The sequence below is a fragment of the Algoriphagus halophilus genome, assembly GCF_041729275.1.
Taxonomy (GTDB): Bacteria; Bacteroidota; Bacteroidia; order Cytophagales; family Cyclobacteriaceae; genus Algoriphagus; species Algoriphagus halophilus_A.
Genome location: NZ_CP146486.1, coordinates 4,451,489 through 4,467,040 on the forward strand (window position 1 = coordinate 4,451,489; position 15,552 = coordinate 4,467,040).

At 38.9% G+C, this 15,552-nt stretch carries 13 protein-coding genes and 4 pseudogenes; 7 read left to right on the forward strand and 10 right to left on the reverse strand.

Annotated features, from left to right (window positions below; translation table 11 throughout):
- The first annotated feature begins 21 nt into the window (after positions 1–21).
- Positions 22–1,216: pseudogene (gene kbl / locus V8V91_RS23885) on the forward strand (glycine C-acetyltransferase).
- 109 nt (positions 1,217–1,325) lie between these two features.
- On the opposite strand, the gene V8V91_RS23890 reads toward kbl, so the two are convergent.
- The 3 genes and pseudogenes from V8V91_RS23890 to folP form a co-directional block, all read right to left on the reverse strand.
- Positions 1,326–1,970 carry a DUF5715 family protein gene (locus tag V8V91_RS23890; protein WP_373397566.1) on the reverse strand — a complete coding sequence of 215 codons (645 nt, stop codon included), beginning with the start codon at positions 1,968–1,970 and terminating at the stop codon, positions 1,326–1,328.
- Positions 1,971–2,396: 426 nt separating this feature from the next.
- On the reverse strand, positions 2,397–3,257 hold the full coding sequence (cdaA, locus tag V8V91_RS23895; RefSeq protein WP_373397567.1) for a diadenylate cyclase CdaA: 861 nt from the start codon (positions 3,255–3,257) through the stop codon (positions 2,397–2,399).
- Positions 3,254–4,224, reverse strand: a pseudogene (gene folP, locus V8V91_RS23900) (dihydropteroate synthase). The gene cdaA and the pseudogene folP overlap by 4 nt, the downstream one beginning before the upstream one ends.
- Between folP and V8V91_RS23905 the strand changes: the two are divergent.
- The 3 genes from V8V91_RS23905 (at position 4,151) to V8V91_RS23915 (ending at position 6,324) form a co-directional block, all read left to right on the forward strand.
- Positions 4,151–4,699: a DUF1599 domain-containing protein gene (locus V8V91_RS23905; RefSeq protein ID WP_373397569.1), complete on the forward strand. Its 549-nt coding sequence runs from the start codon at positions 4,151–4,153 to the stop codon at positions 4,697–4,699. The pseudogene folP and the gene V8V91_RS23905 overlap by 74 nt on opposite strands.
- 66 nt (positions 4,700–4,765) lie before the next feature.
- Positions 4,766–5,791, forward strand: coding sequence for a BT_3928 family protein (locus V8V91_RS23910; RefSeq protein WP_373397570.1), 1,026 nt, complete (start codon positions 4,766–4,768; stop codon positions 5,789–5,791).
- Positions 5,788–6,324, forward strand: a complete 537-nt coding sequence (locus V8V91_RS23915; RefSeq protein WP_373397571.1) for a shikimate kinase — start codon at positions 5,788–5,790, stop codon at positions 6,322–6,324. Before V8V91_RS23910 ends, V8V91_RS23915 begins: the two co-directional genes overlap by 4 nt.
- On the opposite strand, the gene V8V91_RS23920 is transcribed toward V8V91_RS23915, so the two are convergent.
- The 3 genes from V8V91_RS23920 to V8V91_RS23930 all read right to left on the reverse strand — a co-directional run bounded on the left by V8V91_RS23920 (position 6,307) and on the right by V8V91_RS23930 (position 9,247).
- Positions 6,307–7,491: an OmpP1/FadL family transporter gene (locus V8V91_RS23920; protein WP_373397573.1), complete on the reverse strand. Its 1,185-nt coding sequence runs from the start codon at positions 7,489–7,491 to the stop codon at positions 6,307–6,309. The two genes, V8V91_RS23915 and V8V91_RS23920, sit on opposite strands and share 18 nt — an antisense overlap.
- A 92-nt stretch (positions 7,492–7,583) precedes the next feature.
- On the reverse strand, positions 7,584–7,817 hold the full coding sequence (locus V8V91_RS23925) for a hypothetical protein (RefSeq protein WP_373397574.1): 234 nt from the start codon (positions 7,815–7,817) through the stop codon (positions 7,584–7,586).
- A gap of 74 nt (positions 7,818–7,891) precedes the next feature.
- Positions 7,892–9,247 carry a hypothetical protein gene (locus V8V91_RS23930; RefSeq protein ID WP_373397575.1) on the reverse strand — a complete coding sequence of 452 codons (1,356 nt, stop codon included), beginning with the start codon at positions 9,245–9,247 and terminating at the stop codon, positions 7,892–7,894.
- 122 nt (positions 9,248–9,369) lie between these two features.
- Here V8V91_RS23930 and proS point away from each other — a divergent pair.
- The 3 genes and pseudogenes from proS (at position 9,370) to floA (ending at position 12,413) form a co-directional block, all read left to right on the forward strand.
- Positions 9,370–10,850, forward strand: a pseudogene (gene proS, locus V8V91_RS23935) (proline--tRNA ligase).
- A gap of 89 nt (positions 10,851–10,939) precedes the next feature.
- On the forward strand, positions 10,940–11,404 hold the full coding sequence (locus tag V8V91_RS23940; protein ID WP_373397576.1) for an NfeD family protein: 465 nt from the start codon (positions 10,940–10,942) through the stop codon (positions 11,402–11,404).
- A 1-nt stretch (position 11,405) separates the two neighbouring features.
- A complete protein-coding gene (gene floA / locus V8V91_RS23945) occupies positions 11,406–12,413 on the forward strand; it encodes a flotillin-like protein FloA (protein WP_373397577.1) in 1,008 nt (335 codons plus the stop codon).
- Positions 12,414–12,577: 164 nt separating this feature from the next.
- Here floA and V8V91_RS23950 read toward each other — a convergent pair whose 3' ends face one another.
- From V8V91_RS23950 to hemA, 4 genes and pseudogenes are all read right to left on the reverse strand, one after another.
- Complete coding sequence (locus V8V91_RS23950; protein ID WP_373397578.1) at positions 12,578–12,832, reverse strand: WG repeat-containing protein; 255 nt, start codon at positions 12,830–12,832, stop codon at positions 12,578–12,580.
- Positions 12,833–12,929: 97 nt separating this feature from the next.
- On the reverse strand, positions 12,930–13,583 hold the full coding sequence (locus V8V91_RS23955) for a WG repeat-containing protein (RefSeq protein ID WP_373397579.1): 654 nt from the start codon (positions 13,581–13,583) through the stop codon (positions 12,930–12,932).
- Positions 13,577–13,900: a hypothetical protein gene (locus V8V91_RS23960; protein WP_373397580.1), complete on the reverse strand. Its 324-nt coding sequence runs from the start codon at positions 13,898–13,900 to the stop codon at positions 13,577–13,579. The genes V8V91_RS23955 and V8V91_RS23960 overlap by 7 nt, the downstream gene beginning before the upstream one ends.
- A 224-nt stretch (positions 13,901–14,124) precedes the next feature.
- Positions 14,125–15,398: pseudogene (gene hemA / locus V8V91_RS23965) on the reverse strand (glutamyl-tRNA reductase).
- Between the last annotated feature and the right edge of the window lie 154 nt (positions 15,399–15,552).

Sequence of the window (15,552 nt, forward strand, 5' to 3'; positions counted from 1 at the left end):
ACTATTAATTCATAACTACAAATGTACGACAGATTAAAACCCAAATTGGTTGAAGAACTAAAAGGTATCGAGGAAGCTGGACTATTTAAAAAGGAAGAATAATCACCTCTCCACAATCTGCAGAAATCACGATAGCAGGTGGACAGAAAGTATTGAATTTTTGTGCCAATAATTATTTAGGGCTTTCTTCTCATCCCAAGGTGATTGAAGCTGCCAAGGATGCGATCGATACCCATGGTTTCGGGATGTCGTCGGTACGATTTATTTGTGGAACCCAAGACATTCATAAAGAATTGGAAAGGAAGATTTCCGAGTTTTTGGGTACAGAAGACACCATTTTGTACGCGGCTGCTTTTGATGCAAATGGAGGGGTATTCGAACCTATTTTAGGTCCAGAGGATGCCATTATTTCGGATGCCCTAAATCACGCTTCCATCATAGATGGGGTCAGATTATGTAAGGCGATGAGATTTAGGTATCAGCATAATGACATGGAGGATCTTGAAGCTCAATTGAAGGATGCTGATGCGAAGGGAGCAAAGCAAAAAATAATTGTGACGGATGGAGTATTCTCCATGGATGGTACCATCGCGCAACTGGATAAGATAGTTGCCTTGGCAGAAAAATACGAAGCCTTGGTGATGTCTGATGAATGTCATTCTACAGGTTTTATGGGAAAAACCGGAAGAGGAGTGCATGAGCAATGCCATGTCATGGGCAAAATTGACATCATTACAGGGACTTTAGGTAAAGCCTTGGGTGGTGCATCTGGAGGATTTACTTCTGGAAGAAAAGAGATTATTGAGTTGTTAAGACAAAGATCCAGACCATATTTGTTTTCCAATACCTTAGCTCCATCCATTACCGGGGCTTCCATAGCAGTCTTTGATTTGCTGACCGAAACGACCGCGCTTAGAGATAAGTTGGAAGAAAATACCACCTATTTCCGTGAGAAAATGACTACTGCTGGATTCGATATTAAGCCGGGTACCCATCCAATCGTACCAGTCATGTTATATGATGCAGTACTTTCCCAAAAAATGGCTGAAAAACTTCTGAAAAGGGTATCTATGTAATAGGTTTCTATTATCCTGTAGTACCTAAAGGGCAAGCTAGAATTCGTGTCCAGATTTCTGCAGGTCATGAAAAGCAACATTTGGATCAAGCAATTGCGGCCTTTACGGAGGTAGGAAAAGAATTGGGAGTGATCAAGTAAGCAAAGCTTACTTTCTGGACTCTTTTGAAGAGTACTGTATCAATAAAAAGCCGGGTTTCTAAGAAAGATTCCCGGCTTACTTTTTTGAAATAGGATACTTGACAAGATATTACCTTACGGTCACATGGTAGCATCGCTGTTTTCTCTCTTTGAGGTAAAAGATTTTTCCAGCTTTCTGAAATTCCTCTAAAACCTGTTCCAGTTTTTTCTGTGATTTTCTACTCCAGTTTTTCTTACCATTGAATCGGATGTAGGAAATATCAAATGATGCGCCATAGGAATGCGAGCTGTTTCCATTGGTTGCATTACTGTTTCTTCTTCTCAAGCTTTTTTGCTGTTTGGGAGTTCGGGTAACAGAGGTAAGGGTAAAATAGCTATCAGATTCCATAATGGTTTGAAATGCCACTCCAATTTCCTCTAAAACTGCTTTAGAATAAGGGGTTATGTAAGGATGGCTATGCGTTAATTTCATTACCTCATACCCAGTTCCCTTATCGATCAGCACTAGTTTTTCTTCCTCAATAAGTTTATTGAAATGATCTTCATCCTCAATTAACCCAAACCCATTATGCTCCGCTGCAAACAGGTGTTTGTCATATTCTTTGGTAACCTCCTTGGGAACAGGAGGGACTACTCTAAGTTCGGGCAATTCAACCTCGATGGCTTCCGGCATTTCAGGCTTTTCTTCCTTCGGGGCGGCTATCGTGGTAAGAGTAGTATAGGTGTCTTTTAATTGCTGTTTCAACTCTGGCATATAGCCTTGCGTTGCCAGTGCACCTGCCGAAAAAAGTATGAAAAAAAGGCTAGGTGAATGAAAGACGGTTTTTTCATAGGTGAAGTAAACTTGATTGCTTTTTAACTTTTTCTTGGTGACGAGTAATAGATCGAAGCAAAGATTAAACCAATCTAATGCTAGTCTTTATCCGTGGTATTAGCACGGCGTTTAATCTGCTTTTGGACAAAGTAATCTTTAATTTTCTAACGAAAAATCCCAGAATAAATTTTTCTGGGGCAATAAGAGTTTATAAAAGGCAAATTCAATGTTGAATTCTCTTGATTGGACCCGCGAACCAGCAGGCAAGCAACCTTTCAAAAATAGCGTTAGCTGGTATTTTGCAGTATGTTTTCCAAAAGAAAAGGCAAACTGTTCCGCTTGCCTTGGTTTAAGATGACTTACTGGTCATGGCCATTTTTCGTCTTTTTTCAATTCATATTCTTCAATATCTTCAAATCTAGCATCCACATCCTCATTGTTCAGGTAGTCGTTGATGGTTTCCCGGACTTCTTGAAAAGACATGTTATGAAGAATTTTTCCATTTTTTGCCATGGATAATTGCCCAGTTTCTTCAGAAACGATCAGGATTAAAGTGTCTGTTGCTTCGGACATACCTATACCAGCTCTATGCCTTAATCCAAATTGAGCGGGTACTTCTCTTTCCGTAACTGGAAGAATACAACGAGCAGCTTTGATTTTACCATTGTAAATGATCACTGCCCCATCATGAAGAGGACTGTATTTATTGAAAATAGAAATCAATAAGCGTTTAGAAAGGTCTGCATCCAATATATCCCCACTTTCTGCATAGAATTTTAATTCAGTGCTTTTTGAAATAACCATCAATGCCCCGGTATTACTTCCGGCCAGGGTTTTGGAAGCGTCTATGATTGGGCTGATATTGAATACTGAGTTTTCTCGTTTTCTCCAGAAGAACAGGAGGTCTTTCCACATATTATCATCAGAGAGAAAAGAAGATCTGCCGATGAGCAGGAGGAATTTTCTGATTTCGGGTGCGAAAATGATAATGGCTGCAATCACACCGACTCCCATAAATTGACCTAAAATGGCGGAAAGAAGCTCCATTCTCAAAGCTCTCACCAATAGATAAATCAAGTAAATGGATAGGAAGCCTAAAAATATTTTGATGGCCACACTACCCTTCAATAATTTATAAACCTGATATAATAGTGCAGCTACCAGCGCAATATCTATCATATTGACGATAGAGATGTCTAAAAATCCTATTTTAAATAAAAATGTCAAGGGTAAAGTGTGTGGTATAATTTTAATGTTTCTTTTGCTTCTTTAACGTCATGTACTCTAAGTAAGTTTGCGCCTTGACAAAGCGCAAACATATTTAAAGCAGTAGTCCCATTTAATGCATCATCCGCATTAATTCCAAGGGTTTTGTAAATCATTGACTTACGAGAGATTCCTACCAAAATAGGACATGATAAACGTTGAAATTGCTTTAAATTTTTCAGCAAAAATAATTCTGTTCAATCGTTTTTGCAAATCCAAAGCCAGGATCAATTATTACATCTTTAATGCCAAACTTTTTAAATTGTTCCTGTTTTTCAGCGAAATAATTCAATATTTCCGCTAAAATATCAGAATAATTTGTTAGTTCATGCATATTCGCTGGATTTCCACGCATATGCATCGCGATATAAGGAACTTTTAACTTTCCTACCGTCGGTATCATTTCGGGGTCCAAATCCCCTGATGAAATATCATTTACGATATGGGCTCCAGAACCGATTGCCTGATAGGCAACATTTGCACGAAAAGTATCTACGGAAAGTAAGGTTTCTGGAAAATTCTTAGAGATCCATTCTACCGCAGGTACCACCCTGTTAATTTCTTCCTCCTCAGAAACTTCTGCTGCCCCAGGTCTTGTACTATAACCGCCAATGTCTAAAATGTCAGCTCCTTCAGAAATCAGTTTTTCAACTTGTCCAGCAAAGTCATTTGAACTAAAATTGGCTCTGCTTTTTCCAAAAAATGAATCAGGGGTTACATTTAATATACCCATAATTTTTGGACTATTCCAAACTTGGAGCCGTCCGTTAAATTGAAATGTATATTTTTGGGGAAATACGCTATCTTCGAATGAAGAAACTCCCGTAACAGGAAACATTAAACTAGAATAAAATTTGGAGACGCTAACTAGCAACGAATATACACAAGTTATCAGCCGTTGTAAAGAATTATTTCGTAAGAAAACCATTGATTATGGGACGGCTTGGAGGATCTTAAGACTTTCTTCTATCACCGATCAAATTTTCATCAAAGCCCAGCGAATTCGTTCCATTCAAGAGAAAGGGAGTCAAAAAGTAAATGATCCTATCGTGGATGAGTTTGTGGGGATTATCAACTATTGCCTCATCGCTTTGCTTCAAATCAGTTTTTCTGAAGACCAGCGCATGGAAATACCTTTTGAGGATCTGGAACCGGTTTATGATAAGTGGGTCAGTGAGACCAAAGGTTTGTTGGAAAACAAAAACCATGATTATGGAGAGGCTTGGCGAGAAATGAGAGTCAGTTCCATGACTGATATTGTATTAATGAAGCTTTTGCGTGTTAAACAAATTGAAGACAACGAGGGCCAAACTTTAGTTTCTGAAGGAATAGAAGCGAATTACCAGGATATGATAAATTACTCAGTATTTTGTTTGATTAAACTAGGATATCACCATGATTAAAGATGGCTTTCTTTGGGTTCTTCGTCTGTTAGTAGGAGGGCTTTTTATTTTTCAGGATTAATAAAAGTGAATGACCCAGTGGGTACCTCCATTAAACTGGAAGAATATTTTGATGTTTTTTCAAATGATATTGCGGGCTTTTTTGCCGTATTTGAACCATTTGCTCTTGAAATAGGAGTGTTTTTAGTGGTGTTAGAGGTGGCCTTGGGAGTGATGTTGATTTTGGGGGTGAAAAGTAAGTATACAGTTTGGGCATTGGGTCTCATGATCTTGTTTTTTACATTTCTCACTTTTTATTCAGCTTATTTCAATAAGGTCACTGATTGTGGATGTTTTGGGGATGCTATCAAATTGACACCTTGGGAATCATTCTACAAGGATATTATCCTGTTGGTCTTGATTATTATATTATTCATATTTCAAGCAGACTTGCCTAAAAGCTCAGCCAAATGGGCAAATGTAACAGTGGTAGTAGTCGTTGTTTCCTCTTTGATTCTTTCCATTCTAGCCATTAGGAACCTTCCATTTATAGATTTTCGAGCCTATAAAGTAGGTGTAAATATTCCGAAGGCGATGGAGCCTTCAGCTCCTTTGTTGTATTCCTATGTGATGAAGAAAGATGGCCAAACTGTAGTGATGGATCAATATCCTTCAGATGATAGCTACGAGTTTGTGGAGATGAACTTGAAGAACCCTGAAAGTCTTCCTAAAATCTCTGATTTTGCTGTTTGGAATGAAAATGGGGATTATTCTTCTGAAATGTTTACCGGCAACAAAGTGGTGGTTTTAGTGAGTAGCATGTCCAAAATGGATGATTCGAATTTGGAGGAGATCGATGAGTTGGTACAAAGTTTATATGGCTCTCCTTTAGAAGTGGTCTTTGTAGCCGCAGCCACGGAGGAAGAGATAAATTCTTTGATAAATGAAAGAGGATGGGGTATCACTGGTCTTCAAGCAGATGCTACTGTTGTGAAAACAATTATTCGTTCGAATCCCGGAATCATGGTATTAAAAGATGGAGAAGTATTAGGTAAATATCATCACAACAATACCCCTTCTGCAGAAGAGGTAATTGATCTTTATGTAAAATGACAAAAGAGCTTAAAGTTGTTTTGGTAGGATTGCCTGGTTCAGGGAAAAGCACCTTTGGAAGGCAACTTGCATCAGTATTGGATTTTCCATACTATGATTTGGATTCATTGATTGAAGCAAATTATAAAATGAAAATCCCCGAAATTTTCAAATCTTACGGAGAGGGGCAGTTTAGGGAATGGGAAACGGAATCATTGAAAAAAATATTGGAGGCCCAAGAATCCTACGTATTAGCTTCTGGAGGTGGATGCCCTTGCTTCAATGACAACATGGAGCTGATCAATGAACATGCAGTTTCTGTATACTTAGATGTACCGATAGGGGAGATTTCAAACAGGTTAGGAGTATCCAAAATCCAAAACAGACCTATGTTTCAGGATTTAGACAGGGAAGAAATTGTAATGAAGCTAAAAAGCTTACTCACCGACCGGGAATATTTTTATAACCAGGCAAAAATAAAGCTCAGCGGAGAAGAGTTTTCCGCTGAGCTTCTAATGTCTGAATTGATCAGCTTATTAAAAACTAAATCCTAGTGTTAGCATTCCTGTAAAGATTCTGTTTTCAAGTTCGGTTACCGGTCCAATGTTATTGTTTTGTCCATCTAATACCTGATAGCTGGAATACAATCCATTAGACTTTTGGCTAATCAAAGCCATGTCAATGCTAAACTTATTGAATTTGGCACCAACACCGCCGCTGATTTGATTGGTACTACGGTCAAAGTCCGAATTAGCAATTGGGTCTCCATAATAAGCATATCCACCTCTTAATCTTAAGACATCCAATCGGACTTCAGCTCCCAGTCTATAGTTTAAAGTGCTGGTATAAAGCGTTCTGATTACTTGGTTGTCAGGTCCTTCATCAAAATCTCTACTTTTAATGGTAGCGTTGCTGTAATCTACAAAGTCCACATCTGCAGAAATAAACCCGTTCTTTCCTAAGAAGAAAGTAGCTCCTGCACCGATCTTTAAAGGGGTGTTTAGGTTGTAGGATCCTAAAATATAATCTGACAATGCATCTACTTCTCCCAAGACAATGTCTTCAGGCTCATATTCGTAGTTGTCATAGTTGGCGTACATACTCGCCTCATATTCCTCATTCAAGGCATACCAAGTAGGTGTTTGGAAGGTAAATCCTAAGTTCAAGTAATCAATGGGTTTGTAAATCAACCCAAGGTTTAGGTTAATTCCAGAACCGTTGATAAAAAGTCTTTCCGTAAGTGAGGAGTTAATTAATGGCCCATCAGGGAATTCTTCATTGTAAGTTTTAATGGAGGTAAAATTCAAGTTCCTTATTCCTAGAGAACCGCCCACAAATACCTTATGGTTAAAATTAGCTCCATAGCTGAAGGATATTTGGTTGGAGCTTCCTTCTTGTCTGATGTTCTCATCTTGAAAAGGAAAGCCAGTTACAAAAGAATCATAGGTACTAGGGTCATTAATTACATTTCCATCCTCATCAAAAAACACAGGATTGATTTGATAGGTAGAATATGCCAATCCTGTCAATCCAAAGGATTCAATTTGACTTTCACGGATTCCATTTGCATCCTGTAAGTAAAAATCAATGATAGAAGTATTTCCCAATTCATCTGAAAAGAATCCATACTCTGTATTGAAATTGGCGATTCTTTGAATGCTGATACCGAATGCCCCACCTTTAAATGCTCCTCGACTTAAGCCTTCTTTTGGATTGGCCATTACATAACTTAGGTTCGGAAGATTGAAATTCGTGGTGTTAAAGGATTTTTGTTGATTTAAATAATTGGAATTGACTTTCCAATCCGAGTATCCTAAAGAAATACTAGCTTCAGAGGTTCTAAAAAGCCTAACCCTGCAGGGTTTCCGGCAATATTGGACACATCTCCACCAAGAGACCATTGTGTTCCTCCAATAGCCATTACTCTGGATGAACCTGCTGGTTTAACGTGGCTGAATCTATATGCATCTTCATAATATCCACTTTGCCCTAATGCTAAATTGGATGAAAATAATACGACAAAGAAAATAAAGGGAGTTAGCCTCATTGAATCAATAATTTGTTTTATAGATAACGGATGGGGTAATAAATTGTGACATTTTGGTCAAAAAAAGAGGGGAATTAATTTCCCCTTCCTCCTCTGGATGATGATCCACGGGAGACACTGCCTCCGCTGCTTCTCGAACCTCCAGTACTAATTCCGCTACCTGAACTTCTGCTTGGAGTGCTAAAAGTTCTAGTATTTGTATTTCTAGATGGTGAAGACATTCTTGAAGGAGAGGTTCCATAAGAAGGAGTTCTGCCTGCAGGAATATTGCTTCTATTGTAGGAAGGACTAGCTGATCTATTATAAGAAGGACTAGTGCTTCTGTATGTTCTTGAATTTCTACTTGGGCTGTTATAATAAGGATTAGAAGATCTAGAGTTAGTTCCAGAATAGCTTGGTCTAGCTGAAGGCATTGCACTTCTAGATCTTGTAGCACTTCTGGTAACCGCTGGAGAACTTACATTTCTAGTAGTTCCTACTCTTGTTCTACCATTGGTATAGTAATCATTTTTAGAGCTGCTAAATTGTCTGGAAGCAGATCTGGTGCTATTTCCTGAAACTAAACTTCTATTGGTAGGAGAATTGATTGCATCTCTTCTTGCTTGTGCTCTTGATGTGCTAGGAAGAATTGCAGAGCTTCTGGATCTTGAATTAGCAGTTGCTAAACCAGCTCCTCTGGTTCCTCTAGAACCTCTCACTACTCTTCTATCCCCGTATTCACCACCAGGTAAGATGTAAATAGGTCTATTGTAACCATATCCTGGGAAACCATATCCTGGATATCCATAAACTGGATAACCAAATCCATACATCGGATAACCAAATCCTGGATAACCCCAACCAAGACCTAAACTAGGACCCCAGCCCCACATGGAGCCAAAACCAAATCCGATTCCAAAACCTAAACTAAATCCTGGTCTGAATCCATAGGATGGAAACATTCCCGGCATGTAGAATGGATCGTAGAATCCCATTCCCCAGGGACTAAAACCTCCCATGTAGCCAAGGCTAAAGGAAATAGATGGATTGAAACCTGATCCGAAGGATGAGGTATTTGAATTATTTACTCTATAATCATCGTAGGCATTAATGTCACCTTCTCCGGCGGAAGCAATTCCTTCGTCAAAATAAACCATGTCATTGGATGCAGTATCCTCTGTAGCAGAATATCTCGCGATATACTCAGGGTTTACGTTTCGAGTACTGAAATTTTCACCTTGATAGGTTTCGGTATTTAGAGAACCTAAACTTTCGAAAGACTCAGGATTATTGTTCTGCACAGCAAATTCAGTCGCAATTCTTGCGTCTGAAGCCATGAAATACAAATTATCCTGTTCCCCTCCAGTACTAGCTAGTCTATTTGTACTACAAGCACTGATCGCAAAGGCTCCCAGAATTACAGATGATGTTAATAATGAAATTTTCTTCATGGTCGAAGTTAGATTGTTACTTTCTTATACGGTCTTAAAAGTGAAGGGTTATACTTTTTACTTTATATTTGCCATGCTCAATTTAGCAAAATTAAGGACAAAAAGTATCTGAATCAATTATAATGAGTAAAGGACTACCTAAGAGAAGTGAAGATTATTCACTTTGGTACAACGAATTAGTTAAAAAAGCTGACTTGGCAGAGAATTCTGCAGTAAGGGGCTGTATGGTAATCAAACCTTATGGCTATTCTATTTGGGAAAAAATGCAGGCTGAATTGGATCGAATGTTCAAAGAAACTGGACATACCAATGCCTATTTCCCATTATTTATTCCGAAATCTTATTTAAGTAAAGAAGCCAGCCACGTAGAAGGTTTTGCCAAGGAATGCGCTGTCGTAACACACTATAGATTAAAGAATGCGGAAGATGGTAGTGGGGTGATTGTGGATCCAGAAGCGAAGTTGGAAGAAGAACTGATCGTTAGACCTACTTCTGAAACCGTGATTTGGAGTACCTATAAAAATTGGATTCAGTCTTACCGTGATTTACCTCTGTTAGTGAATCAGTGGGCCAATGTGGTAAGATGGGAAATGAGAACCAGGCTATTCTTGAGGACAGCAGAGTTTTTATGGCAGGAAGGACATACTGCACATGCCACTGCGGAAGAAGCAAAAGCAGAAACCATGCAGATGATGAATGTATATGCACAGTTCGCAGAGGAATTTATGGCACTACCAGTGGTGAGAGGTAGAAAATCTGCGAATGAACGATTTGCTGGTGCAGATGATACGCTTTGTATTGAAGCGATGATGCAGGATGGAAAGGCATTGCAGGCAGGAACCTCCCATTTCCTGGGACAAAACTTTGCGAAAGCTTTTGATGTGAAATTTGCTACCAAAGAAGGTGGATTGGATTATGTGTGGGGTACTTCATGGGGGGTAAGTACTCGATTAATGGGAGCATTGATTATGGCGCATTCTGATGACAATGGATTGGTGTTGCCTCCAAAATTGGCTCCAATCCAGGTAGTGATTGTTCCTATATATAGAAAAGACGAGGAATTCGAAGCGATTTCAGAAAAGGCCAATGAAATCATGGCTGAGTTGAGAAAATCAGGGATTTCCGTGAAGTATGATCATAGAGATACGCATAAGCCAGGCTTTAAATTTGCCGAATACGAATTAAAAGGGGTTCCTTTAAGAATAGCCATTGGACCTAGAGATTTGGAAAACGGAACGATTGAAATTGCCCGTAGGGATAATCTGACCAAATCTCAATTTGAATTGGCATCCCAACCTATAGCTGAAAAAATCGGGGGATGCTGGATGAGATTCAAGAGTCTATTTATTCTAAAGCTTATAAATTCAGGGAAGAAAAAACGACTGAAGTAAATTCTTGGGAAGAATTTAAAGAAGTCTTGGAGAATAAAGGAGGATTTGTTTCTGCCCATTGGGATGGAACTCCAGAGACCGAAGATAAAATTAAGGAATTGACCAAGGCGACTATTAGGTGTATTCCATTAAATAGGAAAGAGGAAGCAGGAACCTGTGTGTTGACAGGAAAGCCTTCTGAAGGTAGAGTATATTTCGCCAAAGCTTATTAATGAGAAACCCGGAATTTTCCGGGTTTTTTTATGTTTATTGACTACACTAATCAGGATTCTCGTATTTTAGGATTCTAGTTCAGTGCGTGATGACTATACTAATTTTATCCACTTTACTGTTTATAGGCCTAATCTTGATGGTTGCGGAAGTCCTTTTTGTTCCTGGTACCACAGTGGTTGGTGTGTTTGGGCTGATAGTAAGTGCTGCAGGTATTATTTATGCCTTCGTATCTTTTGATGCGGGGACGGCATGGTGGATCTCAGGAATTGCTGTGATTTTAAATTTACTGGCTATTGTTTACAGCTTTAGATCAGGAGTATGGAACAAGTTTTCTCTCAAAACGACCAACCAAGGCCGTGCTTTTGACGGAAGGACGGAAGGATTGCAGGTAGGAATGCCAGGAAAAGCGATCTCAGATTTAAAACCTTTTGGAAAGGCATCTTTTGGGGTAGAAGAGAAAGTTTATGAAGTGAAATCTGAGTCTGGATTTATAGAAGTAGGCAAAGAAATCACCATTATGAAAATTGAAAACAATCAAATTTTAGTTAAATAACATGGATCCAAATAGCTCATTGTTTATCCTGGTTGCTGCGGTGGCAGGAATCATTTTACTTTTCATCTTTCTATATTTTGTACCGGTTAATCTTTGGATTACCGCACAGTTTTCCAACGTTCGAGTGGGGTTACTAGAACTAGTTGGAATGAGAATTAGAAAAGTACCACCAAGTGTAGTGGTGAATTCTTTGATTACTGCAACGAAAGCCGGTCTGGAGCTTACCACCAATGATTTGGAAACGCATTATTTAGCTGGAGGAAATGTGCCAAATGTTATAAGAGCCTTGATTTCGGCGGATAAAGCCAACATCAATCTATCTTTTAAACAGGCAACCGCGATTGACTTGGCTGGAAGGGATGTTTTCGAGGCTGTTCAGATTTCCGTGAATCCCAAAGTGATCAATACGCCAAATGTAGCTGCTGTGGCTGCAGATGGGATCCAATTGATTGCAAAAGCAAGAGTGACTGTACGTGCCAATATTGCACAATTGGTAGGTGGTGCCGGAGAGGAGACCATTTTGGCAAGGGTAGGGGAAGGAATTGTAACTTCCATAGGATCTGCCTCCAATCATAAAAGTGTATTGGAAAACCCCGATAAGATTTCCAAGCTTGTTTTAGAGAGAGGTCTCGATGCGGGAACCGCCTTTGAAATTCTTTCCATTGATATTGCAGATATTGACGTAGGAACCAACATCGGGGCGAAACTTCAAATCGATCAGGCATCGGCAGACTTAAAAGTTGCAGAGGCAAAAGCCGAAGAAAGAAGAGCTATGGCAGTAGCTTTGGAGCAAGAGATGAAAGCCAAAAACGTAGAAATGCGTGCGAAAGTAGTGGAAGCAGAGGCAGAGGTTCCGAAGGCTTTAGCAGAGGCTTTCAGAAGTGGACAATTAGGGGTAATGGATTATTACCGAATGGAAAATATTAAATCTGATACTTCCATGAGAGACTCCATAGCAAAATCTGATACGGACTCAAAAGATTCTGGAAAAGGGAAATCGGATAAATAGAATTCCAAATAAAGTAAAAGCCCCAATGAGATTTTTTTCATTGGGGCTTTTTGCATTTTTGGAACACTACTTTTTGCTTTTTTTCCTTCCTGTACTTTCTGGTTCAATGACTACTACGGGTTCATAAAGATTTTTAGTTAATATTTTTCCAGTGCCGGAATCAATTAAAACATCTTCAAATGCCAATGGAAGAAGCACCTCACCTGAGTCTGAGAGCAGTCCGGTTTTTCCTCTTTTTGAACCACGATTAAATCTCTTTGAGCACGATGTACACGATCAAATTCAATTGGGATTAATTCTTTGCCAGTAGAATCCAGAATGCCTGATTTATTAGCTTTTTCTACAATGAAATACCCGTCATTGGTTCGAAGTACCTGATCAAAGGCTTCTTGATTGACCACCTCTCCATAAGCATTCAATAGATAAAATTGATTGTTGGATCGAGCTACTGAAAAACCTTTTTTGAATGGTTTTATTTCATCCCAAGATGAATTTCCTAAGACTTCTCCGTTGGCTTTAATGATCCCCCATTTTCCTCCTTTTTAAATCCTGCCAAAGATTCTGAAAAAGGGTGAGATCTTCATATTGTGGCTGAATGACCCATTCTCCCATGGAATTGACAAAGCCAACAGAACCTTCTTTCAAAGCTGGAAATAGACCGTTTGATCCCATCAGAATTTTTTCTAAGGGAGCGTTCGGGCGAACTAACCACCCTCCTTTGCCTAACAAACCTAAATTGCCATCTCTAAATCTAATGTTGTAGAGATCTTCGCCAATTCTTGTTACTTCTTCCATGCCTACAGCGTCCAACAGAATTCCGCCCTCTTTCATAACCCTACGAAGCTTGCCATGGATGTACTCCAACATTAACCCATCTTCCAATGTGATTCTATGATAAGAATTATACCGAACATTGGCTTTCAATTCATTTCCTTCGATCAATAAAAATTGATTGTCCTCAAAACCAAAATAGAAATTCCCTTTATTGTGCTTCAGTTCATCAATTACGGGGTCAAGTACATAATCACCTTCCCGGTTAATTAATCCATACCCTGTATCTTCTTTTGCCAGAAGGAAGTCCCCTTCGGATTCTTCCAATAACTGAAATGATTTTTGGCCGGCATTGGACAAAGGGATAAAATACTCGTCTCCAATTTGGGTAATTAGCATCCCCGTCTTTGTAAAAAAGCCCTATCCAAAGTACCCAAAGGTGTGGTTTTTCCATTTCCTCTTTCAAAAACCCAGTACTTATTCCCTTTTCTTGCTAGCAGTAAGTTGAAGTAGGTTTGAATCTCCTCGTATTCTAAAGGAAGTACTTGCTGACCGTACTCATGAAAAGCACCTATCCCATCAGGCCCTTTTACCAAAATCCATGGTTCAAGATATTGGTATACTTCGGTTCCCTGTAGAGAAACAGCAGGGGTGAGGTCAGCTGATAATAAACTTAAAACAGAGTCTTTTTTACCAATCCTGACAGTCTCACTCAACAGTTCAACATGATCGTAAAGAAGTCTTTTTGCAATCTGTACTCATCATCATACACCTCCCAAGTTTGGGAAAAGGTAGATTGCTTGGAGCAAATTGTGATAATAAATAAAACGAGTACAAACTTGATTGCTTTCATTTGTTATGGAGCAGAAATTTTGAATAGGGCTCAAATATAAAATGACCAAAGGTTTTTACAATCCTTTGGTCATTTCTCTTTATGTGTTTAGTAAATTACTTTTTTGTTTTCCCGGTCAAGATCAAAAAGATCAGAAATGAATTCGATCATTTCTTCTGCTTGATCTCGTTGGCAGGCAGCTCTCAGTTGAACCACAGGTACTTTCAGGATTTTCTGCATCATGCTTTTGGTGATCTTGTCAATCACTGCATATTCTTTTTCATCTGCATTTTTCAAATACCTGCTTAATTCCTCCAATCGGATTTGCTCGAGGGTCTGCTTTAATTTATTGATGGTAGGAGAAACCATCATTTCTTTTTCCAATTGTAAAACTCTTCAATGCTTTCATCAATGATGCTTTCTACAAGAGGTACAGCAGCAAGTCTTTTTTCTAAAGCTTTTGAAGTTTTACTTCGAATATTATCCACGTTATACAAGATCACCCCTGGAACATCCTCTACACTAGTTTCTATACTTCTAGGAACGGAAAGATCTACTAATAATTTGTAACTAGGAATGTCGAAAGATTTGATTAGCTCCTTGGTGATAAAAGGCTCGTTTTTCATGATCGAACAAACGATCACATCGGCCTCTTCCATGGCTTCGAAACAATTCTCAAAAGGAATGACTTCAAAACCTAATGGCGCTGCAATTTCCTCTGCTTTGGAAAGTGTTCTATTGGTGACCTTCACTTTAGCATTAGGAAGATACACCATGTTTTTAGCAACATCTTCTCCAATCTCTCCAACTCCGATCAATAAAATTCTAGGCTGGTAAGTGTTAGAGGTCAGGCTTTCAATTAATTCAATCGCCGCGTAAGAAAGAGATGCTGCACCTTCTCTAAATCCAGTTTCCTGTACAATTCTTTTGTTGGTAAAGAAGACAGTATGCATCAATCTATGAAGGAATGGTCCTGCCATTTCTAAATCTGCAGATGCCTGATACGCTCTTTTTACCTGATTGGAAATCTGAATATCTCCCACTACCTGTGCTTCCAATCCCATGGAAACCCGGAACAAATGAGCAATCGCTGCTCTATCATTATTGTAGATCTGGAAATATTCTAAATAATTGACTACGTCTGGAAGACCTTTTTCAAGCCCAATCAATTTGATGATTTCTGTACTCAAGTCAAGATCATGACTGTAATACACCTCAGTTCTGTTGCAGGTAGAAAGTATCAGTACATCATTCAAACTGAAGAAATCCTTCAATTTCAATAATGTTCGCTGTATTTCCTGATCACTGAGAGCGATAATCTCTCGAATCTGGACGGGTGCGGTCTTATGTGATAAACTTAATGCTCTGAACTTGATTTGCATAGGGACAAGTCTTACAACGCAAATTTAAATACAATAGGCATGTAATTGGCTTTTTTGCCTATCGAAATCCCAATTTGGAATCTATCTAAATAACAAATAGCTAGATATTGCAAATTTCATGAATTTTGAATTAAGATGCCAATATTCTTAAATT

Bases quoted from the DNA above. Each gene is read 5' to 3' on its own strand.
- V8V91_RS23925 (WP_373397574.1), bottom strand. From the start codon at position 7,817: ATGAGGCTAACTCCCTTTATTTTCTTTGTCGTATTATTTTCATCCAAT.
- V8V91_RS23955 (WP_373397579.1), bottom strand. From the start codon at position 13,583: ATGCTAATTACCCAAATTGGAGACGAGTATTTTATCCCTTTGTCCAAT.
- V8V91_RS23930 (WP_373397575.1), bottom strand. From the start codon at position 9,247: ATGAAGAAAATTTCATTATTAACATCATCTGTAATTCTGGGAGCCTTT.
- V8V91_RS23920 (WP_373397573.1), bottom strand. From the start codon at position 7,491: ATGGCCAATCCAAAAGAAGGCTTAAGTCGAGGAGCATTTAAAGGTGGG.
- V8V91_RS23915 (WP_373397571.1), top strand. From the start codon at position 5,788: ATGACAAAAGAGCTTAAAGTTGTTTTGGTAGGATTGCCTGGTTCAGGG.
- floA (WP_373397577.1), top strand. From the start codon at position 11,406: ATGGATCCAAATAGCTCATTGTTTATCCTGGTTGCTGCGGTGGCAGGA.
- V8V91_RS23890 (WP_373397566.1), bottom strand. From the start codon at position 1,970: ATGCCAGAGTTGAAACAGCAATTAAAAGACACCTATACTACTCTTACC.
- V8V91_RS23940 (WP_373397576.1), top strand. From the start codon at position 10,940: ATGACTATACTAATTTTATCCACTTTACTGTTTATAGGCCTAATCTTG.